Consider the following 26263-nt stretch of genomic DNA (forward strand, 5'->3'; position numbering starts at 1 on the left):
CTCTCCCTTTTCTCATTTTATAGTGCTGCGTTTACATCCAATCTTTCTTTTATCGAATAATTCGTTTTTAACCAATGTGCAATATTTTCAATATCCGTTGAGAAGATGCGATCATTTGTAATAGATGGTACTTGCTGACGCCCTTGATGGTAGAAGCTCTTCGTCACTGTACTCATGTTTTCAATTCCACGATATTCTGCCGCTTGCATCGCACAAATCATTTCAATTGAAAGAACACGTCTTACATTTTGAATAATTTGATGTGCATGACGTGAAGCGATTGTTCCCATACTTACGTGATCTTCTTGGTTAGCTGATGACGGGATTGAATCAACACTCGCTGGATGTGCTAACGTTTTATTTTCAGAAACTAGTGACGCTGCAGCATATTGCATAATCATTGCACCAGACTGAAGTCCTGGTTCTGGACTTAAAAATGGCGGTAAATCGTTTAACTGCGGATTTACTAAACGCTCAATACGACGCTCTGAAATGTTTGCAAGTTCCGCCATTCCTACTTTTAAGAAGTCCATCGCAAATGCAATCGGTTGACCATGGAAATTACCACCTGAAATTACTTTTTCCCCGCCATCAAAGATTAGCGGATTATCTGTTGCGGCATTCATTTCAATTTCTAATTTTTCTTTCACATAATTCAAAACTTGCCAAGAAGCACCGTGTACTTGCGGGATACAACGAAGTGAATAGGCATCCTGTACACGTAGTTCTCCTTGTTTTGTTGTTAACTTACTATCATGAAGAATGTCACGAATTCTGCTTGCTACATCCACTTGCTCTTTATAGCCACGTGCTTTATGAACATTTTCATCAAATGCATCAATAATGCCTTGTAACCCTTCAATTGTCATCGAAGCAATTAGTTCAGCTTGATACGCCGTTGCTTCTGCTTCTATATAAGAAAGAACTCCTTGTGCTGTCATCGCCTGCGTACCATTAATTAACGCAAGACCTTCTTTCGCTTCAAGTTCAATTGGCTCAAGCCCTTCTTCTGTAAGAGCAACCATTGCATGAACGCGTTTCCCTTTATAGAACACTTCACCTTCGCCTAATAATACGAGCGCAAGATGAGATAAAGGTGCTAAATCTCCACTTGCACCAAGTGAACCTTGTTGCGGAACGACTGGATGAATTTTACGATTTACAAACTCAAGAAGCATATTTACAACAAGCGGCCTTACGCCTGATACTCCTTTAAGCATCGTGTTCGCTCGTAAAATTAACATTCCGCGCGATACTTCTTCCGGGAATGGATCACCTATCCCACATGCATGTGACTGAATTAAATTATGTTGAAGTGCCTTTACATCATCTTTTTGGATAAGCACATCACTAAACTTTCCAAATCCAGTTGTAATACCGTAAACGACTTTTCCGTCCTCTACAATTTTCTCAACTACTTCGCGGCACTCCGCTACCTTTTGCATACTAGTTGGACAAGCTGTTACACCTTCTCCTTCCAGTAATAACCTCTTCATTTCTTCAACTGTCAATGTATGTCCTGTTAACGTAATCATCATTTTTCCTCCTTAAAAAGGCAAAAGGGGACCTTATCTTTTTAAGACAGACTTCTGTCCTAAAAAAGTAAGGCCCCCTTCTAACTAATAGACTATGGGCAAATCATATGTGATTAATTCCTAAACCAATCGCCTCATGCTCAGATCCTTTTACAGGTGCACCAATCGTTCCATATAATGCAACAGCAACCCATTCGCCTTCTTTTTTCCCGTCGTATGGTGTACCGCGCACAATCGCAAAACGAAGTCCTACTGTACGAAGAACGTCTGCTAACTGAATTTGACCTCTCGTCACTCCGTACAAAGCTTCCATAATTGCATGATAAAGTGCATGTGTTTCTCTGTAAACGTCTGTTTCAATAACTTGGTTGCTTTTAGCCGCTGTTTCCATTGCTGCGACAACCTTTTGCGAATTCATCGAACCCACTTTCCCCGTACAATACTTCCAACCTTTTGGAATGGATAATACAGGACTTTCATTCTCATCCGCAAGTGCCAACAGCATGGCCATACGACCAATTCGATGTGTTCCTTGAAGAAGCATGTGACTCTCTCATTTCTTTTGAATTATTTGAATATTACTTAATTTAAGAATATATGAAAACGGTTAAATCGTCAATAGTTTAAAATCATATTCAAACATTTTTTTCATCCCCCTAATTTTGTGTACACAAATGATTTACACAAAATTTCCAGACGTGCTATAGTCTCACTAACAGATGCAAAGGGGCGAAATTTCAGTGACAAAACGAAAAGATATTCATTTTCGAATTGAAGAGAAATTACTTGAAAGGTTTGAATCAGCACTCCATTACGAAGGTTTAAAGAAAACAGATGTATTAACACATGCAATCCAACAATTTTGCACAAAGGTGGAATGTGACAAAATGAATGATGTAAAACGACAATATAACGTTAGCAACCATTTACAAACACGCATCGACACACATACACATTACGAAGAAAAACACGTAGATTTAGATAAGATCGTCATTGAACATTTACACCTTCAAGGGGATGAAAACATATTAGAGGTTGGGTGCGCTAGTGGAAAATTCCTTTCCCTTTTACAAACAAATGGTCATAAAGGCCCATTAACCGGGTTTGATCAATCCAAAGCTATGCTTGCTGAAGCTGCTAAAATAAATAACTTAATAGAATGGAAACGAGGGGACGCTAGTAAACTTCCTTTCGAAACAAATTGTTATGACCTAATAATTGCAAGACATATGTTATACCATGTGAAAGATGTTGAAAAAACAATTGAAGGCTTTTATAAAGTCATTCGTTCTGGCGGAACACTTTTAGCTACAACAAATTCTAAAGTTTCATTACCTCGTATAGTTGAAATGTGTAACAACATGCTTGACGCATTTGATCTACCGAAAACATCACCAGCAGTCTCTCCATTTTGTTTAGAAAATGGTAAAGAGATAGTAGCATCTGCTTTTCCAACGGTTGAAGAAACAGTTATTCATAATGCGCTCGTTTTTCATCATGCTACCCCAATAGTAAACTATATTTCCAGCATGTTTCCATCGTTAAATATACCCGATAATATGTATCTTCAAGCCGAGATGAAAGAATGGCTAACAGAAGAAATCAACAAGGAATTATCGCTCCATAACGGTATATGGCGCGATCCAAAAACGTTAGTAATTTATCGGTGTAAAAAAGCTAGCATTTGCTAGCTTTTACACGTTTTCTCGTAAAAGTTTCTCCATTACTACATTGCCTTTACCACAATAAAAATCTGTATTATGTTCGTCTGCCACTCCAAAATAAGAGGCAATCGCTATTCCAAATGGTACAAATGCATGCCCTTGTGCTGTAATGATATTTGAGTGTTGCACAACTTCTTCATACACGAAATTTTCTACTGGAAAACAATCGAATTTTTGATAATCTATAGTCGCAGTATAAGAAATCCCTTTAAATAACCCTGCTTTTGCTAGCGCATACGGTCCAGCACAAATTGCCGCCACTAATTTTTCTTGTTCGTGAAATTGACGAATGACTGAAAAAAGAGATTTCGCATCTTTCAACTGTACTTCTTCTCCACCTGGAATAAGTACCCCCTCATACTCATCTACACGTACTTCACTTACTTCTATATGTGGTTGCACTTGCAAACCTGTTTCACTTATAATCAATTCTTTTGTTAAGCCCGCTGTAATGATTTCAAATTTATTTTTCAGCAATGCCGTCGCTACTGTTATTTCAAACTCCGCAAATGTTGGGTATACAAATAAAAGTATTTTTTTCATAGCCCTCTCTCCTTTAACCAGTCCATAAAATATACCTCTAAATCGTCAACTGTTAATCTATTTGTGTCCACATAAGTTACAGGAAATTGTTTATACCAGTCTTTTTCAGTTTCTGCTAATTTAAATTGCTCCTCAAATGTACTTCTGTTTCTTGTTCTATCATTATTTTTTCTATCATATAAATTACTTTCTGATACATCCAAATAAAAAATAGCATCCGAACGGCATTCTCTTAATTTATATAATTCATCTTTCAATTCATTTTCTATATCCCACTCTTTCCCTATAACCATTGGGTAAAAAAGTGTATAAAATTCGATGTCTTCTGGCCCACGATCAAAAATCACGACTGAACCTTTTGCATTTTGAAAATCTTTTATTTTAGCTTCTATAAACATTTTTTGATTTGCTATAAACCCTTCTTTTGAATTCATATCCAACTTTAATCGCTTTCGCTTTTCTACAATTGGATAAGGATTTTCATATATAACTGAAAACCCACATCGCTCTAACCTTTTAGCCAATGTCGTTTTTCCGCTTGCCATCGGTCCTTGGAGTGAAATTACATATGCCATTCCTCTCATTCCCTTGCGCTTTAGTAAAACTATAATATACAGAATCTTGAAAACTATCAACATTATATATATCATCTTGTTTCTTATTCTTATCTAACTTATAATGAAAAATAGAGATTATGACGGACGCATCAATAATGTAAGCTTGGAAATCCAAGCTTACATTATTTTTTGCTTTCCCTTTTCTAATAAAAAGAGTATACTAGATTAGAACGTATGTTCTTAATAATTACATACAGTAAGGAGATAGAACAATGGTATACGACACAAAAGCAATTTCTTGGAATGAATCTTTAAAACAACTTCAACGCCGCTATACAAACAAACAAGTTGACCGAAAAGAATTTGAGGATATTGAACTGATGGAATTCTTCCGCGATAACGACTACATTTCTTTACCTACACACATAAGCGGCCTATCAAAAACACGTTTTACTTCTTACTCTATTTTCACAACTGAAGATAAAGATCGTAAAGTTGGCACATTAATCATTGAATATGTAGAAGATGATAATAATAATTTACATGTGGAACAACTATACTTTGTTTAAATGATAACGCTTGGTCAAAATGACCAAGCGTTCTTGCTTTCTATGAATCTCACTGTATATAATATGAATAAAAGAAAACCGCTATCATTAAGGGGGGATATGCTTGCTCGAAGGATGGTTCAGTTGGTTCATTGTATTATGGACGGTTATTTTATTAGGTCTTATGTCTATCGGTGGATACTTTATGTTCAGAAAATTTTTAAAACGTTTACCAAAAGAAGACGGCATGTCCATTTTAGATTGGGAAGAACACTACATAAATAAAACGAGACATCTATGGGCTGACGAACAAAAACAATTGTTAGAAGAGCTTGTAAGTCCTGTTCCAGAACTATTTCGCGATGTTGCAAAATCAAAGATTGCTGGAAAAATCGGGGAACTTGCATTACAAGAAAATGCCTCTCAAATTACACAAGACTTAATTATTAAAGGATATATCATTGCCACACCAAAGCGTGATCATAAATTTTTAATTAAAAAACTACAAGAAAAAAAGATTGATTATTCTAACTATCGATCTTTACTCGCAAAGTAACTTCATATTATTTTCGATAAAAAAGACAGCGCCTTTGACGCTGTCTTTTTATTTGGTACATATACAGTTTTTAAGTTAGCTTCATATCTTTTTCATTATAAAAACCATCTTCTTTTTCCATTTCCTTCTGTAATTTCGTAAAGGAACGATACATTGCAATTCTCCATGACACAATCATCGCGAACGCAAGTAAAAAGAACATGCCACTAAGTTGTCCTAAATCAAGAGATTGGCTTAAGTATGTTTTAAATACAATCCGCACTACAAGTAATCCAATTAATATAAAAACAAAGGCTTTGGAACGCTTCAAATAAATCTCTTGTCCTCTAATTTCAAATTTAGATGTTTTAATAAGAAAAATAGAGAAAAACAAACCGACGCCAATTGCTTCTAACATTTCCGCTGGAGTTAATCGAAATTCAGGAAAAACATACATCAATGCTCCCGTGCTCATAAAAAATGGCGGAAGTATAATTTTTTTCAATGTTGCAGGTTTCTTAGCTGCTTTTAAACGAATAAACATCGCACCGACAGCCATACAAACAGCAACGATACTTGATAAAAGAACTATGTTCATATTTTCTCATCCTTTTTTGTGGCTATATGCAAAATATACTTTCATTATATGCTTTTCCGTTAGTATTTCCAACATTTTCGCAGAATAATACTAAAAACCGGTAAAACCACCAAATAAACTTGAGAAATATACGATAATTTTCGTCATCCAGTTAAAGTATAGGAAGACCCCCATAACAATCATAATATATCCTCCGACTTTCATGAAGGCCATACTATTTCTTTTAATCCAAGACATTTTCGTAATAAAGAATGACAGTACGAAAAACGGGATAGCAAATCCAAGTATGTAAGCAATCATGTAAATCATTGCTGATTCTGGGTTTGTTGCTGCTAATCCAATTACGGACACTAGAATTGGTCCGGTACATGGCGTCCACCCTGCTGCAAAGGCTAATCCAATTAGTACTGATCCAAAATAGCCACTTGGACGATTTTTAAATGTAAATTTACGGTCTTGCATTAAAAATTTCGGCTTAAACACCCCGACAATAATTAAGCCGAACACGATGATAAATATACCACCTAACTGTCTGATTAAATCTTTATAGTCAGTAAAGATTCCTCCAATAAAACTTGTACCAAATCCAATTGCAATAAATATAATTGAAAATCCAAGTAAGAAAAACGCTGTATGTATCATACTTCTTTTGCGAAGCATTGCATTTTCTTCTTTCAATTCAGAAACCGACATACCTGTTATGTACGATAAAAATGCCGGATAAAGCGGTAAGCAACATGGGGAAATAAATGATAAGAACCCGGCGCCAAACGCTAAAAAAATACTAATATCTTGCATCATTCCACTCCTCTCCCTAAATATTGTAACAAAAACACATAAAAATACTATGAACAATTCGTGAAATCACTTTTACAACGTGGCAATAAGAAAAACCGTACTTCCTCACAGTTTCTAATAAAACGTTTTCATTTCCTTCTATTATATAGAAAAAACTCAAATGGATTATGAAAACTCCTTTAATTGTCATTACCATAACAAAGGTAACATAGTTTCTCAAATAATTAGCACGTTACTAGTACGTCTATATACATATTGGTTTAAAAAATATTTTTTTCAAATGCTGGCTCTATACAATGCAAAGTTGATTTTATAATACTTCTACTATTAATAATTTCAAGATTATGCATAAATATCATACTTTTATTATTATTCTATAAAATGTCATACTTTTCTTTCATTTGACCCTTTATTTCTAATTTTGTATACTTCCCTCTAGTTATATATTTTCGATACGGAACAACTTCATATAGATGGGAGGAATTTTTCATGCTTCGTTATTCTCTTTTAGTTTTATTAGGAGCGTGTAGTTATGGAATTTTAGCTATTTTTGTTAAGCTTGCATATGCAGAAGGATTTTCACTTGGAGAGGTAATTGGCAGCCAATATTTGTTCGGTTGGATTATTTTGCTTGCTATTACACTTCTATTTTCTAGACATCGCGTTCCTTTAAAGCAAGCATTACTTTTATTCGTTGCAGGAACATCTGCAAGTTTTACCGGAATTTTTTATTATGCTTCATTAAAAACTGTACCAGCTTCTATTGCAATTATTCTTTTATTCCAATTTGTTTGGGTCGGAATTATCATTGAAGCAGTCGCAACAAAAACATTACCTTCAAGAGAAAAAGTTATTTCTGTTATTTTCTTACTTGTAGGGACATTTTTATCAAGTGGTTTACTTGAACAATCAGCAGGTGCTTTCGATACGACTGGGATCATTTTAGGTTTATTATCTGCTGTTACATTCGCAACATACATTTTCGTGAGCGGAAAAGTTGCTGTTGAAGTACCTTCATTACCGCGCGGTGTTCTCTTAATGACTGGTGCTTTAACTTTAGTCATGATTGTATTCCCACCAACATTTATTTTTAATGGTGCCATTTCTCAAGGTCTTTGGAAATACGGTTTAGGATTAGGAACATTTAGTATCGTAATTCCATCTATTGCCTTTACAATCGGTATTCCAAAAATCGGTTCTGGCTTAGCAACTATTCTTGGTGCAGCGGAACTACCAGTTACAACAATTATGTCCGTATTCGTTTTAAAAGAGGCTGTACTATCTTCACAATGGTTCGGTGTATCACTTATTTTAATCGGGATTGCAATCCCGCAAATTGCATACGCAATGCGTGGACGTTATCGTAAACATCATACGCATAAAAAAGTCGCAGCATAAAGCGAAACTTTAATTAGTTGAACCAATCGGACTGCCCATTAATACGGGATAAACGAGAGAGGATTTTCATTTGAGAATCCTCTCTTTTATTGTTGTATACTTATGATAAATATTTTGCTGAAGAAAGAAGGCATACTACATGGTATCTATTTCAAATCAACTAAAAGAAAAACTTATTTCCATCCGTCGACATTTACATGAGTATCCAGAACTATCATATGAAGAGTTCGAAACAACAAAAGCAATAAAAAATTGGTTAGAAGAAAAAAACATTACTATCATTGACTCCAATTTAGAAACAGGAATTATCGCTGAAGTGTCTGGTAATAAAAACGGGCCAATTGTAGCAGTTCGTGCTGATATTGATGCCCTTCCTATTCAAGAAGAAACACATTTGTCCTATGCATCTAAAGTACGAGGAAAAATGCATGCTTGTGGACACGATTTTCATACAGCTGCCATTTTAGGTACTGCTTTCTTATTAAAAGAAACAGAATCTTCCCTAAATGGAACGGTTCGCTTCATATTCCAACCAGCTGAAGAAAGTAGTAATGGCGCTTGCAAAGTTATTGATGCTGGACATTTACGTAATGTGCAAGCGATTTTCGGCATGCATAATAAACCTGATTTACCAGTAGGTACAATTGGCATTAAAGATGGTCCACTGATGGCTGGAGTTGATCGATTTGAAATTGAAATTCACGGAGTTGGTACACACGCGGCTGTACCAGATGCTGGCGTAGATCCTATTGTCGCATCCTCTCAAATTGTGATGGCACTGCAAACAATTGTAAGCCGAAATATAAGTTCATCTCATAATGCGGTTGTTAGTGTTACAAATATTCACGCAGGAAATACGTGGAACGTAATTCCTGAAAAAGCTACGTTAGAAGGAACGATTCGCACGTTCCAAGCTGAAACACGTGAAAAGATTCCAGCACTCATGGAGCGTATTATTAAAGGTGTATCTGATGCATTAGGTGTAAAAACGAAATTCCGTTTTTATTCAGGTCCTCCTGCTGTTCACAACGATAAAGCTCTTTCGGACTTATCTACTCAAGTTGCCACAAAGATGAATCTTAATATCATCTCGCCTAGTCTATCAATGGCTGGAGAAGATTTCTCATTTTACCAACAGGAAATACCAGGTTCATTCGTCTTTATGGGAACGAGCGGTACACATGAATGGCATCATCCTGCTTTTACAATTAATGAAGAGGCACTGCCTATAAGTGCAGAATACTTTGCTTTACTAGCCGAAAGAGCACTTAAACAATTCTCATAAAAAAAGCCGTTCAAAGTGCATCTCAGCACCCTGAACGGCTTTTTTTATTAAGTTAAATCACGTTTTAAAAACACAGTATATGAAATACATAAAAATACGAACAAATAAAGTAGCAACATACATGATGCAAACGGGAATGTTACTCCATCAATAAAACTTCCGTTCTTTGAAATACTATATAAATCTGTGTTTGCTGGCAATAAATATTTCGCCCAGTTATATCTAGTGGCTGCTAATAACGCAATATTGCCTGATAAAGCAAGGAATAGTGAAATACCAATTGCACCTCCACTAGATCTCGTTAACACAGAAATCATAAATGCAAACGATGCGTACACAACCGTTGGTAACCACGATAAAACATAATATTTACTTGCTTCTACAAAAATGTTTTGTTTTATTATATTTCCATCTTGGAAAATAAACTCACTCCATGCAGGCTGTTGGAATTTATAAATAACAAGTCCACATAAAGCGGAGAAGATCATATTAAATATAAATAATAAAGCTGCAAATATAACGATTGCTAAAAATTTTGCTGTTAAAATTTTAAAGCGACTCGCTGGTCGTATCGTTAAAAATTTATATGTTCCCCAGCTATATTCATTCGCAAAAATTGTACTTGCATACACGAGGATAAATGGGAGCAAAATTGGAAATACGATAAAACCTGTATCTCTCATGAAAGAAAGTGGAGAACTGCTTGCCGGTGCTGTATCCGTATCTAAATGCTTCATCTTAAGCTGGTATTCTTTTACAAGCTCATCCCCTGATTTTTCTGCTAAAATAGCTTCTTTTTTCATGCCAAGCTTTTTCTCAATTTCTACAGTTCGTTCTGTATAATCTACTTTCCATCCTTTTGTTTCCGGTTCAAAATACTTTACCGTAACCCATCCTAATCCGATTATTAATACTGCAATAACTGCAAATGGAATAATCGTTCGCTTCCGCTTAAATATTTTATACAGTTCGTTATATACTAAATTAAACAATATCTTTTCCCCCTGTTAATTCTAAAAATTGCTCTTCTAACGTTTTTCTTTCTTCATATACACGATACACTTGAATATTTTTCTCAAGCAATGTACGAATAACATTTGGGATTTCTTCATCTTTTACATTAATAAGTAATTCATTATCTTTTACTAAAACATCATGCCCTAATATTTCTGCTGCTTTATTCGCATCATCTACACGTATACGGATCGTCTCCATCTCTTCGCTTTGGCTATGCTGAATATTTTGCGTAGCCACATATTCCCCGTGCTGAATAATGATAACTCTGTCACACATTAATTCAACTTCTGAAAGTAAGTGACTTGATACAAGTACAGCTTTTCCTTGTTCATGTGCAATTTTTTTTATGTACATTCTCATTTCATGTATTCCACTAGGGTCTAATCCATTTGTCGGTTCATCTAGTATCAACACGTCTGGATCGTGAATAAGTGCCTGAGCGATTCCTAAACGTTGTCTCATGCCGAGTGAATACGCTTTTACTTTGCGATCAATTACTTGTCCCATCCCTAACAATTTCACTACTTCATCGATACGTTCTTCGGTCACATTACCATTCATTCGTCCGAAATATGTTAAATTTTCATAGCCGCTCAAAAAAGGATAAAATTCAGGTGTCTCAATTACCGCTCCAATTTTCGCAGCTGTTTTTTCGAATTGCTGTTTCACAGATTGACCATCAATCCATACTTCACCTTCTGTCATACGGATCATACCAACCATCATTCTCATTAAAGTCGTTTTTCCAGCACCGTTTGGTCCGAGTAAACCGACAACCTCGCCTTTTTTCACTTCAAAACTAATATTTTGTACAAGTGTCTTTGATCCGATTCGCTTCGTTAACCGATCGACTTTTACAATTGATTGTTCATTTGTCATTCTATACAACCTTTCCTTCCCATTCTTTGTCAGGTCTTTTCACTGTAACATGATTATTTTTATGTGTAAAATGGAAAAAGGCATGATTTCTCATGCCTTTTTCTTGAAATGCAACGAATTTTTATCTTGTAAACTTTGAACAAATCGAAAACATTGCACCATCGATAATAGAAGGATAACAATCATAATTACACTCACTACTACTATTGCATATATTGTAATCGGTGCACTACTTATCCCTTGTATTCCTGCTATTCTTATAAAGATAATCGTAAATAATTTTAAAAATAACATCCCATTAACTAATCCAAAAACAAACGCTGCTCCATAAATGAATAATTGCTCCTGACATAATAAACATAGTACTTCTTTTCTTTTTATATTTTCTGCTACATAAGATGTAAACTCCTCTCTCCTCACTAGCAAAAGGGAGTACATCATTTTATATGTAGTAAAAATACATATGAAAATTAGTACAATAAACAGTGTGTAAAAATACATTTGAAATACAAATGCATCCCCTACTTTCAAAATAGCTCCTTCATTAAATTGTAACGATATCATAAAAAACAAAATCATAATACTCATAGCAATCCACATAAATTGCTTCATCCTTTTGGTAGCAAATGTTCTAATATTTTTTCTCGCTAACCGACATAAAGACATAAAATTCTTCCCCTACCTTATTACATACGCATTCTATACTACTAGTGTATAAAAATATGACATTTTAAACATCGCACTACAATCGGAATTTCTTCTAAGTCTTTAGTCCTAGAAAACGAAATGATAAAAAATCACATTTAGAATATAATTGTAAAAAGGAGGAGATTGCATGCGTATAAAATTACTATCAATCTTGTTTTTATTATTACTCACAAGTTGTAGCCAAATAAAAAACAATGAAGTTGCCATTGTTGAGCCATACAAATTAACAAAAGAGCAAGCTTCTATTTTACAAATGACTCCTTTTCAAGAAGGAAATAGCATGTTTTATAACGTTACGCTTAAAAATGATAAAGATGAAATAAATGCTACAATTGATTATTATAACAATGGTAAAAAAACAAAAGAAATTGCTAATATAGCTACCTCACATTTTTCAAAAAAGAAAGTAAAGCTTTCTTTTTTACCACCACATTTCCAATTCGATAAAGATATACAAGAAAAAAGGCAGTGGTATATGAATATTGAAGGTGCTTCAACGCTTGTTCATGAAGAAGCACCACCAAGCGTAAATAGCTCCGCAACTACTACAATCCAATCTATAAAAAATTTAAAATACAATCAAAAAACAATTTTAGCTGCTGTAATCCAAACAAGTAAAGAAACTGTAAGCGTCCCTACAATTGACGAAGACAAAGGTATTGATTTACTCTTAAAAGAAAATGAACACGTTTATCTATTTAGTATCGAGCTAAAAAAAGAACAATAAAGCGGAAATGCAACTTAAGTTGCACTTCCGCTTTATTGTTTAACAAGGTGTACTTTTATAAATCTGAATTAACTTCATTTTCTGTTACTACTATTACTCATCTTCTACTTCTATTCTTTTCTTCTCTCTTGCAATTTTTAAAAACTCTAGCAACTCTGGATTACTATTCATTTTTTTGTAAGCCACTGACATTTCTGCCACAAAATTAGAATCATATAATTCTTTATATACAACTTCTGTTTTATATAACTTATTTGCCGATACGGGTATTACTGTAATTCCAATCCCTGCCGCTACAAGCCCCATAACTGTTTGATACTCTGTTGCTTCTTGTACAATACGTGGACTAAATCCAACTTCTCTGCAAAGAGATAAAATTGTATCATACAAAGCTGGCCATACTGGTCTCGTAATAAATACAAACGGCTCATCTCGTAAATCTTCTATATGTATTTCATCTTTCTCTGCAAGTGGATGTGCCTTTGGTAAACATAAGGTACAAGATAACCTTTGAATTGGCTCTAATTCTAATAATTGTGTTGGAATTGGTGGACGTAAAAAGCCAATATCAATACGATTATCATGAAGTGCATGAACTTGATCTGGTGTTGACAATTCATGTAATGCAACAGACACTCTCGGAAATTTCTTTCTATATTCCCTAACAATTGATGGTAAAATATCATATATCGCCGCACCTACAAAACCAATTGAAAGTGATCCTACTTCTCCCCTTTGCGCACTTTGTGCAACTTCTACTGCTTTTTCAATTTGTTCAAACGCTTTTTTTACTTCTTTTAAAAACATTTCTCCTGCTTCTGTTAGTTCAACCTTTCTTTTCGTTCTTGAAAATAATGTAACTCCCATTTCTTTTTCTAATTGCTGTATTTGTTGACTAAGTGGTGGTTGTGTCATTTGTAAACGAGCAGCTGCCCGTCCAAAGTGTAACTCTTCTGCCACAACAACAAAATATTGCAAATGCCGTAATTCCATTTTTGGACACCCTTTTCACTTTCGATTAATATGTCTAATATATTAATAACATATAATTTATATATTAGACAAATATTTTGAATGAACGTATAGTAGAAATTGTTAATTCTTTTTTACAATTTTTATGTAAAAAAAGAAAGAGGTGGTTACTGTATGAAATGGTGGAAGTTAAGCGGACAAATTTTGTTACTATTTTGTTTCGCTTGGACAGGTGAATGGATTGCAAAACAGGCACACCTCCCAGTTCCAGGAAGTATAATCGGTATTTTTTTATTATTAATTTCGTTAAAATTTAACCTAGTTAAGAAAGAACGGATACAGGACGGAGCAGATTTTTTATTAAAAGAACTTATTTTATTTTTCATCCCTTCTGCAGTCGCTGTCATACGTTACAGAGATACACTAACACAATATGGAATCGATCTCATTTTAATTATTATGATTAGCACTCTTTGCGTTACCTTAGTTACAGGACTTTTAACAGAATTGCTACTAAAGCGGAAAGGATCAACGCAATGATCGGATTTCTTTGTTTACTATTAACACTATTCACATATTGGATATCAAAAAAAATGTACCAACGTTGGAATTGGAGTCTACTTTCTCCTCTTCTCGTCTGTCCCATTATTTTAATTGCTTTATTGCTCGGATTAGATACACCTTATGAAACATATGAATCTGGTGGTCACTGGTTAACTGAATTATTAAAGCCTGCAACAGTTGCTTTTGCATGGCCAATCTATAAATATTTTGATTTATTAAAGAAACATGGAATGGCTATCTTACTTAATGTCATTGTCGGTTCGTTTTTATCAGTCATTACTTCAGCACTACTAGCAAATTATTTTCAAATTGATTCATCACTAGAACATAGTTTAGCGCCACATATCGTAACAACACCAATCGCAATGGCTATTTCAGAAATGATTGGTGGTATGTCACAATTAACTGCTGTATTTGTCGTTTTAACTGCCTTAACAGGAGCATTGCTCGGTCCTTCTCTCATACGTATTTGCCGTATTAAAACAGCAATCGCAAAAGGTATTATGTTAGGAACGAGCGCAAATGGAACCGGTACATCAAAAGCATTCGAAATCGGTCCTGTGGAAGGAACAATTGCAAGTTTATCCATGCTTTTAACAGCAGGCGCTAGTTTAGTGATCGTTCCGCTTTTCTTGTCTTGGATACATTAAAGAAGCAAGTATTTACATACTTGCTTCTTTATCTATATATTGGCACAGCAATTCATAATCCTCTGGAAAAGCTAAACACAATTGTTCAACTTCATGTATCCCTTTCCAAGCAATTTCATGTATTAACTCATCAGGATCTTGGATTTTCATATTACCGCCTATTTGTTTAACAAAATAATAATGGACATACACTGGAACACCGTATGTAATACCCTCTTTTTCATATATTTTATTTACCACTTCCACATTGTAACCTGTTTCTTCCCAAACTTCCCTGATACAACATTCTTCTATTGTCTCTCCCTTTTCAAGTCCTCCACTTGGGACAGACCATCTTTTTTCTTCTCCCTCTTTGCCCTGCAGTACCATTAAAACTTCATTTCTTTCATTTACACATACCGCTGCACTACCTATCCATCTCTCCATAAACATCCCTCCCCTACTAAAATTCGCCCTCTTTTTTATTTTCCCCTTGAAAAAAAGAGGAAAATAATAAAACAATGACGAAAAATTACATCAACTTCATAGACAATCCTTTTTTAGAAATTAAAACTGGAAGGATGAAAATATGATTTCTAATTATGTTGTGGAATGTGTCTTTTGTGAAGAAAATCGAAAGGCTCGCCAAGCTATTGTCACAGTTCCCGCGACTACTCAGCTACTAGCCATTGAAAAAGTGCGTGCGGAATGCAAACGTCGCTTCGGAAAAACTGTATTATTACAAACAGAAATTAAAGAAAAAATTGTTTTTGAACAAAAAGAAAGCCGACCATAAATTGGTCAGCTTTCTTATCCGATCATATTTTCACATGAAGATTAGGGGCATCCTCTTTAAGGATCGGGATTTTCCCATTATGTACGTTCCATAATGGTCATCGAACAATATATTTCTATGCAATTAACTATTGAATAGAATAGGGCAAAACTTGTTCGCATTTTTAGAAAAGGGATAGGGATATAATTCAAGTAGTACTTCGAATACTCGAACTTTACACTCATAATATTAAAACAAATCCTTTTATATGGGAAATATGAATTACCTACATAATTCATTCGTAAAATATATTAATAGTTTGCTATATTAATTTTATCCCGCTATTTGTAAGCAGTAACCCCCTACTTATTATAATTTCACCTTACTCCATCAATAGCATACATCCAGCTAAAACCGGTGTCATAATCATCGAAAACCTCAAAAGCATTCGCGGTGCATAATTTGTAAACTTCGCGCCAATATATGCCCCTAACATGGTCCCAATTAATACTTGCAATAACAATATATAATCTAAATATCCTTCCGAACTATATCCTAGACCGCCTCCAATTGCAATCGGTAATATAACAAGCATTGTTGTCCCTACAGATTGCTGAATCGTTAATCCCAATAGAACCATTAATCCAAGCTGAATAAACGGTGCAGAACCAATCCCAAATGAACCAGCCATCATTCCAGTAACTAATCCAAGGCATATACATTTCAACAAGTAGTTCATGGAAAACTCTTTATGCTTATATAAAGATGACTGTTCTTTGTTTTGGAACATAATTAATTTAATAAACATAAAAATTGCCGATAAAAATAACATCCCAGCTGTAAACCAATGAAGAAGATGTGCTGGTATAAGTGAACCAAATTTAGAACCAATATAAGAGCCAATTGCGCCAAATCCCCCAACAATCCCGCCTATAATAAGTGCTACATTACCTTCACGGTAATGACTGACAACACCTGATAATGTCGTAAACGCCATTGCAGTTAAAGATGTTGCAAGAGCAACATGAATAGGAATATGAAATACTAAAGTGAGTATCGCGATAATAAACCCAGCTCCTCCAGCTCCAACAAATCCTAATAAAATACCCATTACTAACATTGTTATAATAATTGCCACAGACTTTCCCTCCAGTAACACAATTATCCATCATATTTATCCTTACATACAAATAAAAAGCATCCTAGATGGATGCTTTTTATTTCAATGATATGTACTTAATCTTGATTAATCAAAATAACCGCTGGACCAGCTACTACTACTCCAGCTACTTCTATTTTTTCAAATTCCTTTACTGTAATAGATATAACTCCTTCTCTTTCCATCAATTCTTTACTCAGGACATCAGTCGGGATTGCTTTCACCGTCTTACCTCCTTTTCATTTATACAATATGATAAAGTGAAACTTTCATCAGTGGGGTTTTTGTCCGTACTTATTGATTATTAACCCTCACCAATCGGGCGAATAATCGCCCAATGCATCTATATATATGCATCACCTCCGCTTTCATTCCTTATTCCACTCAAAAACCTTCTCCCCCTTCCTTGACATATTGAAAAATAAAAAAGAAGCTATAACATATAGCTTCCCTCCACGTTTCTTTAATCTTTATGCACCGTATATTCCATGACTTTACCATCTCTATCAAATTGTAAAATAAGCTGTTCGCTATCTATTGGGATAAAGCCACGTTCAGTCCCAAGATAATACAAAGTGATAACTCCTTCTCCCCCACTTCTCGTTTCCGTTGGGGCTCCTAACAATTGTGTAATTTCTTCATTTGATTTCCCTTTTAATTTATATTTTTGTAATAGATCATCTACCATATGTACCCGCTTATCTGCATGATTTAACCATCTATTTTGATTAAACTTTGATGTATATTCATTTACACTTAGTTGTACAGTGCACACTATTAATGGTATGAGTGCTACTATTAACCCCCCAACATTTGCTTCTATTCTTCATTACGATTTTTAGAAACATATAAAATAGCCCTTTGAATCATGACTAATAAAACAAATGGTATGAATACTACAAAAATGCTCCTTACACTTAAGGGTATATGGACCATATCAATGACGAATATAAATACAATGTACATTACTATATATAAACAAAAAGAGACATACAAAATGCCACGTAGCATAGCGTTCAGAAAGATCTCCCCTTTTAACTCACTATATAATTCATCCGGCTAATCATTTCTTGAATCTGTTCTAATTCTTGCACTGTATATACTACTTCCCCTGCTAATATTTCATTTCTAAAGAACGTTACAATTTGCTCCCGATCTTTTAATCTAGGTGTTTCCTCACTAGAAAGGTCTACTATTTCTTTTCCATTTTTATTATAAAAATATACAACTGGTTTTACTTTTTCTTTTATACTATTAGCCTGCATTTCTTTCAAACCACTGTATAAAATTTGAGATAGTTTCTTCGCCCTATATACTGGATTCCCTTCATTTTTCACTTGTATAGTTGACGAATCTTTACCTACTATATATTCAAATGTCTCTTCTTTTTCAACTTCTTGTTGATACTTACCCATTTCATCAATCATAAATGAATATATACCAGCATTTTCTTTCGTTAAACCATGAATTAATTTCTCTTCCCATTCTTTCGTCTCAAGTAGATAAATACCAGTTTTGCACAAGATGAGATGATGGATTCGATTATCGTTTATTTCACTATTATTTTTAATAAAAACATTCGGCATGATTTGAATTTCAGCATCTAATATGGTGCCTTGCTCTATGAATCCTCGTTTCATATAATGTAATGTTTCGTACGTATTCATTTCAGCGCCGTTTTTAGTATATTCTCGTAGATTTGCAATTAGTTTTTGAAACATATGTATTTCGTTATTATGTTTATTTTGCATTTCACTACGTTCTTTACTATGCTGCACAGCTAATTGATTTTTCATCATACGCATATTTTCAATTTCTCTATTTGCACTTACTTGTAAATCATTGTATTTTTTCTGTTCCATATTTTTTAAATTATTTTGTTGTTCTTTATGCTCTATCACCGTAGCTGCAATTTCATTTTTATACGTTTCAATCGCTTGTTTCTTTTCAAATTCTACTTGCTGACTCTCTGATTCTAACTGTTTATTTTTATAAAACAGCACAAATACTACAGCTAATAATATTAAAACCGCACCTATTAGCACATAATTCATATTTTTACCCCTTTATTTCATTTTCGATTATTTTTTATAAATATATCTATTATAGTATACTATGGTTTCGATATAGACTTTGTAAAAGTTGTATATTTTTAATAAAAGGCACCTCTGACGAGGCACCTTTTATTTTCACTCTATTGTACACCATACTGAATATAACTTGGATCATAGTATATCCATTGATTTGTCCCTAAGCAAAGCCATCCATCTTGCTTACTCCATACTCGATACGATTCACCATGATGTAACTGTCTTATAACATTTCCATTTAATGATGGAGCATCACGCAAATTTACATTATCACCAGTAATAGTCGCCACATAATGTTTATACTGAATATAACTCGGATCATTATATACCCACTGATTTGTCCCTAAACAAAGCCATCCATCTTGTTCTCCCCAAACTTCATATGTTTCGCCACGATTCAATTGGCGAATTACACTAGACTGCAAAGATGGTCCACTTCTCAAATTCACATTATCTCCATTAATTATAGCAACCCCGTACACTGGAGTTGCATTATTAGGCGGGGAAACATTACCTCCACCACTTGCTCCATTCCCTTTTAAAGCTTCTAATGAAACTGCAGCTGATACATCACAATTTCCTACGCCTGAAATTTGTCCGGAATCTGTGTACTGCCACGCTGTCCACGTTGTCCATCCACCAGCATCAGCAGGCGGTGTACTCGAGTATTTAGCAATCCAAAGCGGTATATCACTTAATCCGCTAATTCCGAACTCATTAATATACCAAACTCCTGTATATAACATTACATCTTTTCCAGTAGCCTGTTTCACATAATTTATGAAGCTTCTTGCCCAATTCGATATAGCGTTACCAGTTAAATTACTGTTACTCGGATCTGTTGGTGATTCTAAATCCAGAACTGGCATTAAGTCTGTCTGGTTATTTTGTAATATACTCACAAAATATTTTGCCTCTGAAATTGCATCATTTTGTTCTGGGCGCGCAAAATGGTATGCACCAATTAATACATTCGCATTTCGTGCTGCTTGTACATTCTTAGTAAAAGTAGGATCAATGTAGTTTACACCTTCTGTCGCTTTTGCATACGCTGCTGGAATTCCAGATGCCTTCACTGCATTCCAATCAATATTCCCTTCCCAATGAGACACATCAATAAACGTAACATTTGAACTTGATCTGTTTTGCATATAAAATCTCCTATCATTTTTTTTACTTCGTATACATACAATATGTACAAGTTTCATAAGAGGACACGACATTTATGCTATAGAAACAAAGAGTAAACATATTTTGTATACAAAATAAAAAAGACCTTGTATTACAAGGCCTTTTGCAAACTCACTTTATTTTGTAGCAAATACATATTATAATACAAACCTTGCTCACTTAATAATTCTTGATGTGTCCCTCTCTCTACTATCTCTCCATCATGCATCACAAAAATTTGATCCGCATCTTGAATTGTAGATAACCTATGCGCAATGGCTATCGTCGTTCTACCTTTTCGCATTTGTTGCAACGCTGTTTGAATAGCCTCTTCTGTTTCTGTATCGATATTAGCTGTTGCTTCATCTAATACTAATACTTTCGGATTCGTTGCTATCGTTCTAGCAAAAGCAATTAATTGTCGTTGACCGCTTGAAAATGCTGCACCTCTTTCTACTACTTCTGTTTCATACTGTTTTGGTAACTTTTCAATAAACGTATTCGCTTGCACAAATCGAGCAGCTTCTTTTACTTCTTCATCCGTAATCTCTTCATTATACATACGAATATTTTGCTTTACATTTCCAGCAAATAAAAATGCATCTTGCAATACGAGTCCTATTTTCTTTCTAATTTCTCGTTCTTCAAATTTTTCTAAATCTACACCGTCTATTACAATATTTCCTGACTTAATATTATAAAATCGCATTAACAAATTCATAATCGTACTTTTTCCGCTACCAGTATGCCCAACAAAAGCAACCGTTTGCCCTTGTTTCACGTGAAATGATACATTTTTTAAAACGTCACGCTTTCCATCATATGAAAAAGTAACATTTTTAAATTCAATATCTCCATCCACGATTTGAGGATTCTCATTACCTTTTTGAACCGGTGCTAAATCTTTCTCGTCCATTAAATGAAATACACGTGATGACGAAACAAGTGCCTGTTGGAAGAAGGACAATTTCATCATCATCTCATTTACAGGTTGGAAGAAACGATGTATATAGTTAACAAAAGCATATAAAACTCCTACTTCAACAGGGCTCTTTAAAGCATCAATCCCAAATAAACCTAGTACTAACGCAATAGCTACAATATGTACTAAATCCGTAGCTGGTCGTAAAAGTAATGCGTCTAACTTCAAAGTACGTCGCCCTGCACTATAATGTTTATTATTCACTTCTTCAAACTCTTTTCTCATACGTTTTTCTTGTCTGAACACTTGAACAATATTCATTCCTTGTATGGACTCGTTCAACTTTGCATTTAACACGCTTAGTTGATTACGTACTTCTAAATAAAAAGCTGCACTTTTCCGGCGATATAATACCATAATCGCAAACATTATCGGAATTAATACGAGAGAAAATAGCGCTAATTTTACATCTAATAAAAACATCGCTACTAAAATACCTACTAAAAAGACTACATTTTTTACAAATGTTGATAATACACTGACATAAAAATCTTTAATCGCTTCCGTATCATTTGTTATACGCGATACAAGTGTACCAATCGGCGTACGATCAAAGAAACTTAATGACAGCTTTTGAACATGTTCATATACTTCAACTCGCATATCTTGAACAATCTTAAAAGCAATGTTCTGAAAGTACAATAGATTTAAATACGTAAATAGTACTTTTAATAAATGAGCAACTATGTAAATTACAAATAAAGTAACAAGCGCTGATCGTTCAAAATCCCGCGGTACTAGGTGTTCATCAAGGAATTGTTTAATTAAAAAAGGACCCATCATTTCCGTTACTGTCGCACCAACTAAAAAGATAAATGCTAAAGATAGTAACCCTTTATATGGCTTCATATAGGAAAGCAATCTACTTAAATCACTTCGCTTCTTCTCTACCATCATACGCCTCCTTTCTCGACTAAAGCTTCTAATTGCTGGCTTTCATACATTTCCTTATACCAGCCGTTTTCCTTCATTAATTCCTCATGTGTACCTCTTTGTACAATTCTACCTTCATCAACAACAAGAATAAGATTGGCATGCTGAATTGCACTTAATCGGTGTGCAGTAATAATCGTCGTTTTCCCTGCCCTCTCCCTCTTTAAGGCACTTAAAATCGTCTCTTCTGTTTTTGCATCTACCGCTGATAAACAATCATCCAAAATTAAAATTTCAGCATTTGTTAATAAAGCACGAGCAATAGAGATTCGCTGTTTTTGACCACCAGATAACGAAACACCTCTTTCCCCTACTACTGTTTCATATCCTTCTGAAAATTGGAGGATGTCATTATGAATACAAGCAATCTCTGCTGCTTGGGTAATTTCATTATATGTAGCATCCGCCTTTCCAAAGGCAATATTCTCGCCAATACTTGCTGAAAATAAAAAATGATCTTGCGGCACGTATGAAATGGCAGAACGGACACCATGAAGTGTTATATCTCGAATATCTCGCTCCCCAATTTTTAATTCACCATTAAAATGATCATACTCACGGATTAAACATTTTAATAAAGTCGTTTTCCCTGCGCCTGTACGTCCTACAACTCCTAGCGTTTCGCCCTTCTTCAAATCAAAGTGAATATCGTTTAAATGTAACAATTCATTTTTCTTATACGAAAATGAATCAACGGCAAACGAAACATTACCGCTCGCTATTGTATGTACAGCATTTTCGCTATTTACTACATCTGATTTTTGTGAAAGAATTTTTTCTACACGGTCATATGAAGCACGCCCACGCTCCATAATATTGAATAACCATCCAAACGCTAACATTGGCCAAACGAGGGTACCTAAATATGTCGTAAATGTAACGAGATCACCTACTGTTAATTCACCTCTTACAACTAATACCGATCCGTAACATACTGCGATTAAAAAAGAAAATCCAACGATAAGAGAGATTGTCGGATCAAATAACGAATCAATACGTGCAACTAACACATTTTTATGTACAACATCTTCTGATTTTCTTCGAAACGCCTGTAAATCTTCTTTCTCTTGTCCAAGCGAGCGAATCACTTTCATTCCACTCATACTCTCTTGCACTTTATCATTGATTTCCGAAAACGATTGCTGTGCTTTATGAAACCTTTTATGTAATAAAGTTCCATAATAATTTGTCGAAATAGCTACAATCGGCATTGGAATTAAACTTAATAATGTTAACTTCCAACTAATTGTAAAACCCATCGCTACGAGTACACATCCTCCGACAGCTAATGAGTCAACAAGCGTCAAAACACCTGCTCCAGCAGTTTGCTGGATCGCTTGAATATCATTGGTCGCATGTGCCATTAAATCACCTGTCCGATTTGACTGATAGAAAGATGGACTCATCTTTGTAAAATGTTCATACAAATTTTTTCGTAATTGGCGAGCTAATTTTAATGAAGACCCGAAAATCATAATACGCCATATGTAACGTAATATGTACATCGTAATACCTACAATTACTAATAGTACAACCCATTTTAGTAACTTATCGGTCGTCAATGTTCCATCATTAATTTCATCTACAACGATTCCAATTACTTTTGGTGCTACAAGTTCTAAAAGTGCAACGCCAAACAATAAAATAATTCCAGTTATGTACGCTCGTTTTTCTTGTTTAAAAAACCACGCTAAATTCATAAACACTTTCATTTTTTTCCTCCTCCCTTAAAATGAGCGATGTTTTCAGTTTACCAAAAATACAGAATTTTTAAAAGTTTTAAAAACTATAACTAACAAAAAGAAAGACACTCTTAGCGAGTGTCTTTTAGCGCTTATTTCATTTGTTGCTTGTTCATTGCGCTCATCATTTGATTGATTTTCTTTTGGGAAGGTTTTTGTCCCATTTGCATCAAAACCCTTATATATCAAGGTTTGACGACTACTTTCCACCACTTTTTCTGTTAAGAAAAATATAGCACATCTTCATTTACCTTGTCTATAAAATTCCAGTATCTTATACAAAAGTGGTTTATCATTCATCTATTTGTTAAGTCGTCACTTCACACTTTAAAATCATTTACTGCTTTTGTATAAACTCTTTCATCCAAGATACCGAATAATATCCATTATCTTTATCGTCTAAAGGAAGAACCTTTTTTATTGCAACAATATCCTCTAACATCTCTGACATTAGTTTTTTGACCTCATCTGCATTTCCTTTTCCTTGATGAAATTTAACTGCTTCGGTTATAAATGTTTTTGAGTTACTCGACAAATCTTTAAGGTTTGTTCCAACACTTTCAAATTCTTCTGGCAAATATTTCACGCCAAGTTCAACCTCTTTTATACTTTTCTCCAAACTCCTTAAACCTTCTTTTAACTCTTTATCTGTGGTTGCTTTATTGTTCAAATCTTTCGCAACATCATCCACATCAGAAATCAAAGTATTAACTTGCCAAGGTAATGTCTTAAAAATATTCCTACTGATTTCTTTTTTCGTTTCTTCCATTTGAGCATCCTCTTGCTCTTTTGCCCTATCCTCTGTTTTCGAATTTTCTTCAAATGCTTTATCTGCCAACGTTTCTTCTTTTTTATTTTCACATCCCATAAGCAATAAAAAAATAGAAATTATTGCAAAGATAGATATCATTTTTTTCTTTCTATGTTTCATATACTCCACCCCTTGATAAATATTTATTTTATTAAAGTGATGTAATTCATTATTTACTATATGTTTGTTCGTATTTCTCATTTTCCTCTAACAGAAATTTAATGGCTTGACTGATGGTTTCTAAAACCTCTTTCCCTTGTAAATATTTAATGTAATTTTGTTTTTGATTTTCATATCTTCTCTCACATGGAATATTACAAATATCTTTCCATAAAACCTTTATTAAACAAAAAGTTACAGGAGGTTCAACAACTGGAAAAGTAAACTGTGGTACTGCTTCGGTTTTATGTAATTCTATAAAATTCATATTATGCTTCACCATGTTGTAAGCATGTCTTAAACCAAATAATAAACTCCCTCTAGTATCTTGTTTTTGTCTATATAAGTAATTCTCCTTATTAAATTCCATATGCCAATCGTTTGTGGCGACTATCCATAACAAGGTTTCACCTAATGTTGCATACATTTGATGTTCATCGTTCATTATTGCAAATGCTTCTTTTAAACGTTTATGAGAATTTTTTAACGCATATTCGGTTCTTTGCAACCTCTCTACAACCATATATCTATCCCCTGTCTTTAATTAATAGTTCTTAACAATAAAAATATCATATTTTACCATATGAATAAAATTCCTATTATGTAATATTTAAGATATATTCATATTTTCTTCGGAATCCCCTTTTTTAAATACTGAATTTTCAAACTTTTGTTGAAAAACAATTAGATATAATATCTATTATATTCTATTCTTGCTATCATTATTTATAAGAATCTATAAGGGAAGAAGGAGGATATCATGAACGTTCAAACAAAGGGGAATGAACAGATTACAAAGTTATTAGATAACTGGTATATAGAAATTCGAAAAAGAAATTTAGATAATGCAAAGCAACTAAAAAAGGAAATCGATAAAAACATTGCCAGTGTAAAAGACGATCAAAATGTACTTTTATACCATGCCTTATTGAATTTCCGTTACCAATACTTGATGGATAGTTTAAGTATTGGTAAAGATAGTTTTAAGGAAATAGAATCTTTTGATATACCAACAGATGAATTTTTATTATATTATTACCATTTCTTCAAAGCAATGCATTCGAACATAACTGGTGATTATAATTTGGCAAAAGAACATTATGAAAAAGCCGAAATTAAATTAAAACAAATCCCAGATCAACTTGAACAAGCAGAATTTTATTTTAAACTTTCTACCTTCAGTTGCCATAACCAACAATATGTTTTAGCACTTAAACAGGTTTCTAAGGCAAAAGAAATTTTTTCTAAATACAATGGTTATGAATTAAACATTGGTTACTGTAATAACCTTTATGGATTAGCATGTATACATTTGAAAGAATATGAATTAGCAGAAGAATGTCTTATCTCTGCATTGGATATATTCCAAAAACAAAACGAAGAACAAGCAACCTTATACGTTCGACATAACTTAGGTTTTATGTA

General features: G+C 34.1%; 29 protein-coding genes and 3 pseudogenes. 10 read left to right on the top strand and 22 right to left on the bottom strand.

What is annotated here, in order from left to right:
- Nucleotides 1-17 precede the first annotated feature (17 nt).
- Together hutH and hutP are read right to left on the bottom strand one after the other, a co-directional pair.
- Entirely contained in the window at nt 18-1535 is a 1518-nt protein-coding gene (gene hutH / locus BLT20_RS17585; RefSeq protein WP_000631874.1) for a histidine ammonia-lyase, read from the bottom strand.
- Nucleotides 1536-1638: 103 nt separating this feature from the next.
- Entirely contained in the window at nt 1639-2079 is a 441-nt protein-coding gene (gene hutP, locus BLT20_RS17590; protein ID WP_000926516.1) for a hut operon transcriptional regulator HutP, read from the bottom strand.
- A 196-nt stretch (nt 2080-2275) separates the two neighbouring features.
- Here hutP and BLT20_RS17595 point away from each other — a divergent pair, with 196 nt between their 5' ends.
- Nucleotides 2276-3226, top strand: a complete 951-nt coding sequence (locus BLT20_RS17595) for a class I SAM-dependent methyltransferase (RefSeq protein ID WP_000166762.1) — start codon at nt 2276-2278, stop codon at nt 3224-3226.
- A gap of 3 nt (nt 3227-3229) precedes the next feature.
- Here the strand turns inward: BLT20_RS17595 and BLT20_RS17600 are convergent, their stop codons facing one another.
- Both BLT20_RS17600 and BLT20_RS17605 read right to left on the bottom strand, forming a co-directional pair.
- A complete protein-coding gene (locus tag BLT20_RS17600) occupies nt 3230-3802 on the bottom strand; it encodes a DJ-1/PfpI family protein (RefSeq protein WP_000722200.1) in 573 nt (190 codons plus the stop codon).
- Nucleotides 3799-4377 (bottom strand): ATP/GTP-binding protein, encoded by a 579-nt coding sequence (locus BLT20_RS17605; protein WP_000332129.1) that lies wholly within the window; start codon nt 4375-4377, stop codon nt 3799-3801. The genes BLT20_RS17600 and BLT20_RS17605 overlap by 4 nt, the downstream gene beginning before the upstream one ends.
- Nucleotides 4378-4631: 254 nt before the next feature.
- Here BLT20_RS17605 and BLT20_RS17615 point away from each other — a divergent pair, with 254 nt between their 5' ends.
- Nucleotides 4632-4928: a hypothetical protein gene (locus BLT20_RS17615; RefSeq protein WP_000262401.1), complete on the top strand. Its 297-nt coding sequence runs from the start codon at nt 4632-4634 to the stop codon at nt 4926-4928.
- A gap of 103 nt (nt 4929-5031) precedes the next feature.
- Nucleotides 5032-5463, top strand: a complete 432-nt coding sequence (locus tag BLT20_RS17620; RefSeq protein WP_000889373.1) for a DUF2621 domain-containing protein — start codon at nt 5032-5034, stop codon at nt 5461-5463.
- Between the two features lie 70 nt (nt 5464-5533).
- On the opposite strand, the gene BLT20_RS17625 is transcribed toward BLT20_RS17620, so the two are convergent.
- From BLT20_RS17625 to BLT20_RS31340, 3 genes are all read right to left on the bottom strand, one after another.
- Nucleotides 5534-6040 carry a CcdC family protein gene (locus BLT20_RS17625; protein WP_001028439.1) on the bottom strand — a complete coding sequence of 169 codons (507 nt, stop codon included), beginning with the start codon at nt 6038-6040 and terminating at the stop codon, nt 5534-5536.
- Between the two features lie 90 nt (nt 6041-6130).
- The gene (gene ccdA, locus BLT20_RS17630) at nt 6131-6838 is read right to left on the bottom strand and encodes a cytochrome c-type biogenesis protein CcdA (protein ID WP_001152676.1); all 708 of its coding nucleotides are present in this window, start codon (nt 6836-6838) and stop codon (nt 6131-6133) included.
- A 16-nt stretch (nt 6839-6854) separates the two neighbouring features.
- A complete protein-coding gene (locus BLT20_RS31340; RefSeq protein WP_071732505.1) occupies nt 6855-7004 on the bottom strand; it encodes a peptidase T in 150 nt (49 codons plus the stop codon).
- 323 nt (nt 7005-7327) lie between these two features.
- Between BLT20_RS31340 and BLT20_RS17640 the strand changes: the two genes are divergently transcribed.
- Both BLT20_RS17640 and BLT20_RS17645 read left to right on the top strand, forming a co-directional pair.
- Nucleotides 7328-8236: an EamA family transporter gene (locus BLT20_RS17640; RefSeq protein WP_000947043.1), complete on the top strand. Its 909-nt coding sequence runs from the start codon at nt 7328-7330 to the stop codon at nt 8234-8236.
- A 139-nt stretch (nt 8237-8375) separates the two neighbouring features.
- Entirely contained in the window at nt 8376-9521 is a 1146-nt protein-coding gene (locus BLT20_RS17645) for a M20 peptidase aminoacylase family protein (RefSeq protein WP_000253680.1), read from the top strand.
- Nucleotides 9522-9568: 47 nt separating this feature from the next.
- Here the strand turns inward: BLT20_RS17645 and BLT20_RS17650 are convergent, their stop codons facing one another.
- The 3 genes from BLT20_RS17650 to BLT20_RS17660 form a co-directional block, all read right to left on the bottom strand.
- Entirely contained in the window at nt 9569-10513 is a 945-nt protein-coding gene (locus BLT20_RS17650; RefSeq protein ID WP_000482759.1) for an ABC transporter permease, read from the bottom strand.
- Nucleotides 10506-11417, bottom strand: a complete 912-nt coding sequence (locus BLT20_RS17655) for an ABC transporter ATP-binding protein (RefSeq protein ID WP_000180622.1) — start codon at nt 11415-11417, stop codon at nt 10506-10508. Before BLT20_RS17655 ends, BLT20_RS17650 begins: the two co-directional genes overlap by 8 nt.
- A 90-nt stretch (nt 11418-11507) precedes the next feature.
- Nucleotides 11508-12083: a hypothetical protein gene (locus BLT20_RS17660; RefSeq protein ID WP_000050618.1), complete on the bottom strand. Its 576-nt coding sequence runs from the start codon at nt 12081-12083 to the stop codon at nt 11508-11510.
- 169 nt (nt 12084-12252) lie between these two features.
- On the opposite strand from BLT20_RS17660, the gene BLT20_RS17665 reads away from it, so the two are divergent.
- On the top strand, nt 12253-12852 hold the full coding sequence (locus tag BLT20_RS17665; RefSeq protein WP_001220617.1) for a hypothetical protein: 600 nt from the start codon (nt 12253-12255) through the stop codon (nt 12850-12852).
- A 93-nt stretch (nt 12853-12945) separates the two neighbouring features.
- Here the strand turns inward: BLT20_RS17665 and alsR are convergent, their stop codons facing one another.
- The gene (alsR, locus tag BLT20_RS17670; protein ID WP_000423234.1) at nt 12946-13845 is read right to left on the bottom strand and encodes an acetoin biosynthesis transcriptional regulator AlsR; all 900 of its coding nucleotides are present in this window, start codon (nt 13843-13845) and stop codon (nt 12946-12948) included.
- A 153-nt stretch (nt 13846-13998) separates the two neighbouring features.
- On the opposite strand from alsR, the gene BLT20_RS17675 reads away from it, so the two are divergent.
- Nucleotides 13999-14364: a CidA/LrgA family holin-like protein gene (locus BLT20_RS17675; RefSeq protein ID WP_073339689.1), complete on the top strand. Its 366-nt coding sequence runs from the start codon at nt 13999-14001 to the stop codon at nt 14362-14364.
- Nucleotides 14361-15038 carry an LrgB family protein gene (locus tag BLT20_RS17680; protein WP_000578954.1) on the top strand — a complete coding sequence of 226 codons (678 nt, stop codon included), beginning with the start codon at nt 14361-14363 and terminating at the stop codon, nt 15036-15038. Before BLT20_RS17675 ends, BLT20_RS17680 begins: the two co-directional genes overlap by 4 nt.
- Nucleotides 15039-15050: 12 nt before the next feature.
- Here BLT20_RS17680 and BLT20_RS17685 read toward each other — a convergent pair whose 3' ends face one another.
- Nucleotides 15051-15464: an NUDIX hydrolase gene (locus BLT20_RS17685; protein ID WP_000442980.1), complete on the bottom strand. Its 414-nt coding sequence runs from the start codon at nt 15462-15464 to the stop codon at nt 15051-15053.
- Between the two features lie 142 nt (nt 15465-15606).
- Between BLT20_RS17685 and BLT20_RS17690 the strand changes: the two genes are divergently transcribed.
- Nucleotides 15607-15813 (top strand): DUF3903 domain-containing protein, encoded by a 207-nt coding sequence (locus tag BLT20_RS17690; RefSeq protein ID WP_000625222.1) that lies wholly within the window; start codon nt 15607-15609, stop codon nt 15811-15813.
- A gap of 361 nt (nt 15814-16174) precedes the next feature.
- On the opposite strand, the gene BLT20_RS17695 is transcribed toward BLT20_RS17690, so the two are convergent.
- The 10 genes and pseudogenes from BLT20_RS17695 to BLT20_RS17740 form a co-directional block, all read right to left on the bottom strand.
- On the bottom strand, nt 16175-16930 hold the full coding sequence (locus BLT20_RS17695) for a sulfite exporter TauE/SafE family protein (RefSeq protein ID WP_000974659.1): 756 nt from the start codon (nt 16928-16930) through the stop codon (nt 16175-16177).
- A gap of 98 nt (nt 16931-17028) precedes the next feature.
- Nucleotides 17029-17175: a BC1881 family protein gene (locus BLT20_RS17700; protein WP_000644411.1), complete on the bottom strand. Its 147-nt coding sequence runs from the start codon at nt 17173-17175 to the stop codon at nt 17029-17031.
- Between the two features lie 239 nt (nt 17176-17414).
- A pseudogene (locus BLT20_RS17705) lies at nt 17415-17962 on the bottom strand (hypothetical protein).
- 23 nt (nt 17963-17985) lie between these two features.
- Nucleotides 17986-19005, bottom strand: coding sequence for an NERD domain-containing protein (locus BLT20_RS17710; protein WP_001110280.1), 1020 nt, complete (start codon nt 19003-19005; stop codon nt 17986-17988).
- A 140-nt stretch (nt 19006-19145) separates the two neighbouring features.
- On the bottom strand, nt 19146-20192 hold the full coding sequence (locus tag BLT20_RS17715; RefSeq protein ID WP_001181398.1) for a GH25 family lysozyme: 1047 nt from the start codon (nt 20190-20192) through the stop codon (nt 19146-19148).
- A gap of 131 nt (nt 20193-20323) precedes the next feature.
- A complete protein-coding gene (locus tag BLT20_RS17720; protein WP_000229520.1) occupies nt 20324-22087 on the bottom strand; it encodes an ABC transporter ATP-binding protein in 1764 nt (587 codons plus the stop codon).
- Nucleotides 22087-23838 (bottom strand): ABC transporter ATP-binding protein, encoded by a 1752-nt coding sequence (locus tag BLT20_RS17725; protein ID WP_000862455.1) that lies wholly within the window; start codon nt 23836-23838, stop codon nt 22087-22089. The genes BLT20_RS17720 and BLT20_RS17725 overlap by 1 nt, the downstream gene beginning before the upstream one ends.
- Before the next feature lie 122 nt (nt 23839-23960).
- Nucleotides 23961-24044 (bottom strand): annotated as a pseudogene (locus tag BLT20_RS31345) (YneF family protein); the annotation flags it as partial.
- Nucleotides 24045-24205: 161 nt separating this feature from the next.
- Nucleotides 24206-24799, bottom strand: coding sequence for a hypothetical protein (locus tag BLT20_RS17735; protein WP_073339693.1), 594 nt, complete (start codon nt 24797-24799; stop codon nt 24206-24208).
- Between the two features lie 49 nt (nt 24800-24848).
- Nucleotides 24849-25361 (bottom strand): hypothetical protein, encoded by a 513-nt coding sequence (locus BLT20_RS17740; protein ID WP_073339696.1) that lies wholly within the window; start codon nt 25359-25361, stop codon nt 24849-24851.
- Between the two features lie 237 nt (nt 25362-25598).
- Between BLT20_RS17740 and BLT20_RS17745 the strand changes: the two are divergent.
- A pseudogene (locus BLT20_RS17745) lies at nt 25599-26263 on the top strand (tetratricopeptide repeat protein); the annotation flags it as partial.

Origin of the sequence: Bacillus sp. cl96 (assembly GCF_900100505.1) — a bacterium.
Classification (GTDB): domain Bacteria; phylum Bacillota; class Bacilli; order Bacillales; family Bacillaceae_G; genus Bacillus_A; species Bacillus_A cereus.

What these genes read in the sequence shown, in the direction of transcription:
- hutH (WP_000631874.1), bottom strand. Translation starts at nt 1,535, where the DNA reads ATGATTACGTTAACAGGACATACATTGACAGTTGAAGAAATGAAGAGG.
- hutP (WP_000926516.1), bottom strand. Translation starts at nt 2,079, where the DNA reads ATGCTTCTTCAAGGAACACATCGAATTGGTCGTATGGCCATGCTGTTG.
- BLT20_RS17600 (WP_000722200.1), bottom strand. Translation starts at nt 3,802, where the DNA reads ATGAAAAAAATACTTTTATTTGTATACCCAACATTTGCGGAGTTTGAA.
- BLT20_RS17605 (WP_000332129.1), bottom strand. Translation starts at nt 4,377, where the DNA reads ATGGCATATGTAATTTCACTCCAAGGACCGATGGCAAGCGGAAAAACG.
- BLT20_RS17615 (WP_000262401.1), top strand. Translation starts at nt 4,632, where the DNA reads ATGGTATACGACACAAAAGCAATTTCTTGGAATGAATCTTTAAAACAA.
- BLT20_RS17625 (WP_001028439.1), bottom strand. Translation starts at nt 6,040, where the DNA reads ATGAACATAGTTCTTTTATCAAGTATCGTTGCTGTTTGTATGGCTGTC.
- ccdA (WP_001152676.1), bottom strand. Translation starts at nt 6,838, where the DNA reads ATGCAAGATATTAGTATTTTTTTAGCGTTTGGCGCCGGGTTCTTATCA.
- BLT20_RS17640 (WP_000947043.1), top strand. Translation starts at nt 7,328, where the DNA reads ATGCTTCGTTATTCTCTTTTAGTTTTATTAGGAGCGTGTAGTTATGGA.
- BLT20_RS17645 (WP_000253680.1), top strand. Translation starts at nt 8,376, where the DNA reads ATGGTATCTATTTCAAATCAACTAAAAGAAAAACTTATTTCCATCCGT.
- BLT20_RS17655 (WP_000180622.1), bottom strand. Translation starts at nt 11,417, where the DNA reads ATGACAAATGAACAATCAATTGTAAAAGTCGATCGGTTAACGAAGCGA.
- BLT20_RS17660 (WP_000050618.1), bottom strand. Translation starts at nt 12,083, where the DNA reads ATGTCTTTATGTCGGTTAGCGAGAAAAAATATTAGAACATTTGCTACC.
- BLT20_RS17665 (WP_001220617.1), top strand. Translation starts at nt 12,253, where the DNA reads ATGCGTATAAAATTACTATCAATCTTGTTTTTATTATTACTCACAAGT.
- alsR (WP_000423234.1), bottom strand. Translation starts at nt 13,845, where the DNA reads ATGGAATTACGGCATTTGCAATATTTTGTTGTTGTGGCAGAAGAGTTA.
- BLT20_RS17675 (WP_073339689.1), top strand. Translation starts at nt 13,999, where the DNA reads ATGAAATGGTGGAAGTTAAGCGGACAAATTTTGTTACTATTTTGTTTC.
- BLT20_RS17680 (WP_000578954.1), top strand. Translation starts at nt 14,361, where the DNA reads ATGATCGGATTTCTTTGTTTACTATTAACACTATTCACATATTGGATA.
- BLT20_RS17685 (WP_000442980.1), bottom strand. Translation starts at nt 15,464, where the DNA reads ATGGAGAGATGGATAGGTAGTGCAGCGGTATGTGTAAATGAAAGAAAT.
- BLT20_RS17690 (WP_000625222.1), top strand. Translation starts at nt 15,607, where the DNA reads ATGATTTCTAATTATGTTGTGGAATGTGTCTTTTGTGAAGAAAATCGA.
- BLT20_RS17710 (WP_001110280.1), bottom strand. Translation starts at nt 19,005, where the DNA reads ATGAATTATGTGCTAATAGGTGCGGTTTTAATATTATTAGCTGTAGTA.
- BLT20_RS17715 (WP_001181398.1), bottom strand. Translation starts at nt 20,192, where the DNA reads ATGCAAAACAGATCAAGTTCAAATGTTACGTTTATTGATGTGTCTCAT.
- BLT20_RS17720 (WP_000229520.1), bottom strand. Translation starts at nt 22,087, where the DNA reads ATGGTAGAGAAGAAGCGAAGTGATTTAAGTAGATTGCTTTCCTATATG.
- BLT20_RS17725 (WP_000862455.1), bottom strand. Translation starts at nt 23,838, where the DNA reads ATGAAAGTGTTTATGAATTTAGCGTGGTTTTTTAAACAAGAAAAACGA.
- BLT20_RS17735 (WP_073339693.1), bottom strand. Translation starts at nt 24,799, where the DNA reads ATGAAACATAGAAAGAAAAAAATGATATCTATCTTTGCAATAATTTCT.
- BLT20_RS17740 (WP_073339696.1), bottom strand. Translation starts at nt 25,361, where the DNA reads ATGGTTGTAGAGAGGTTGCAAAGAACCGAATATGCGTTAAAAAATTCT.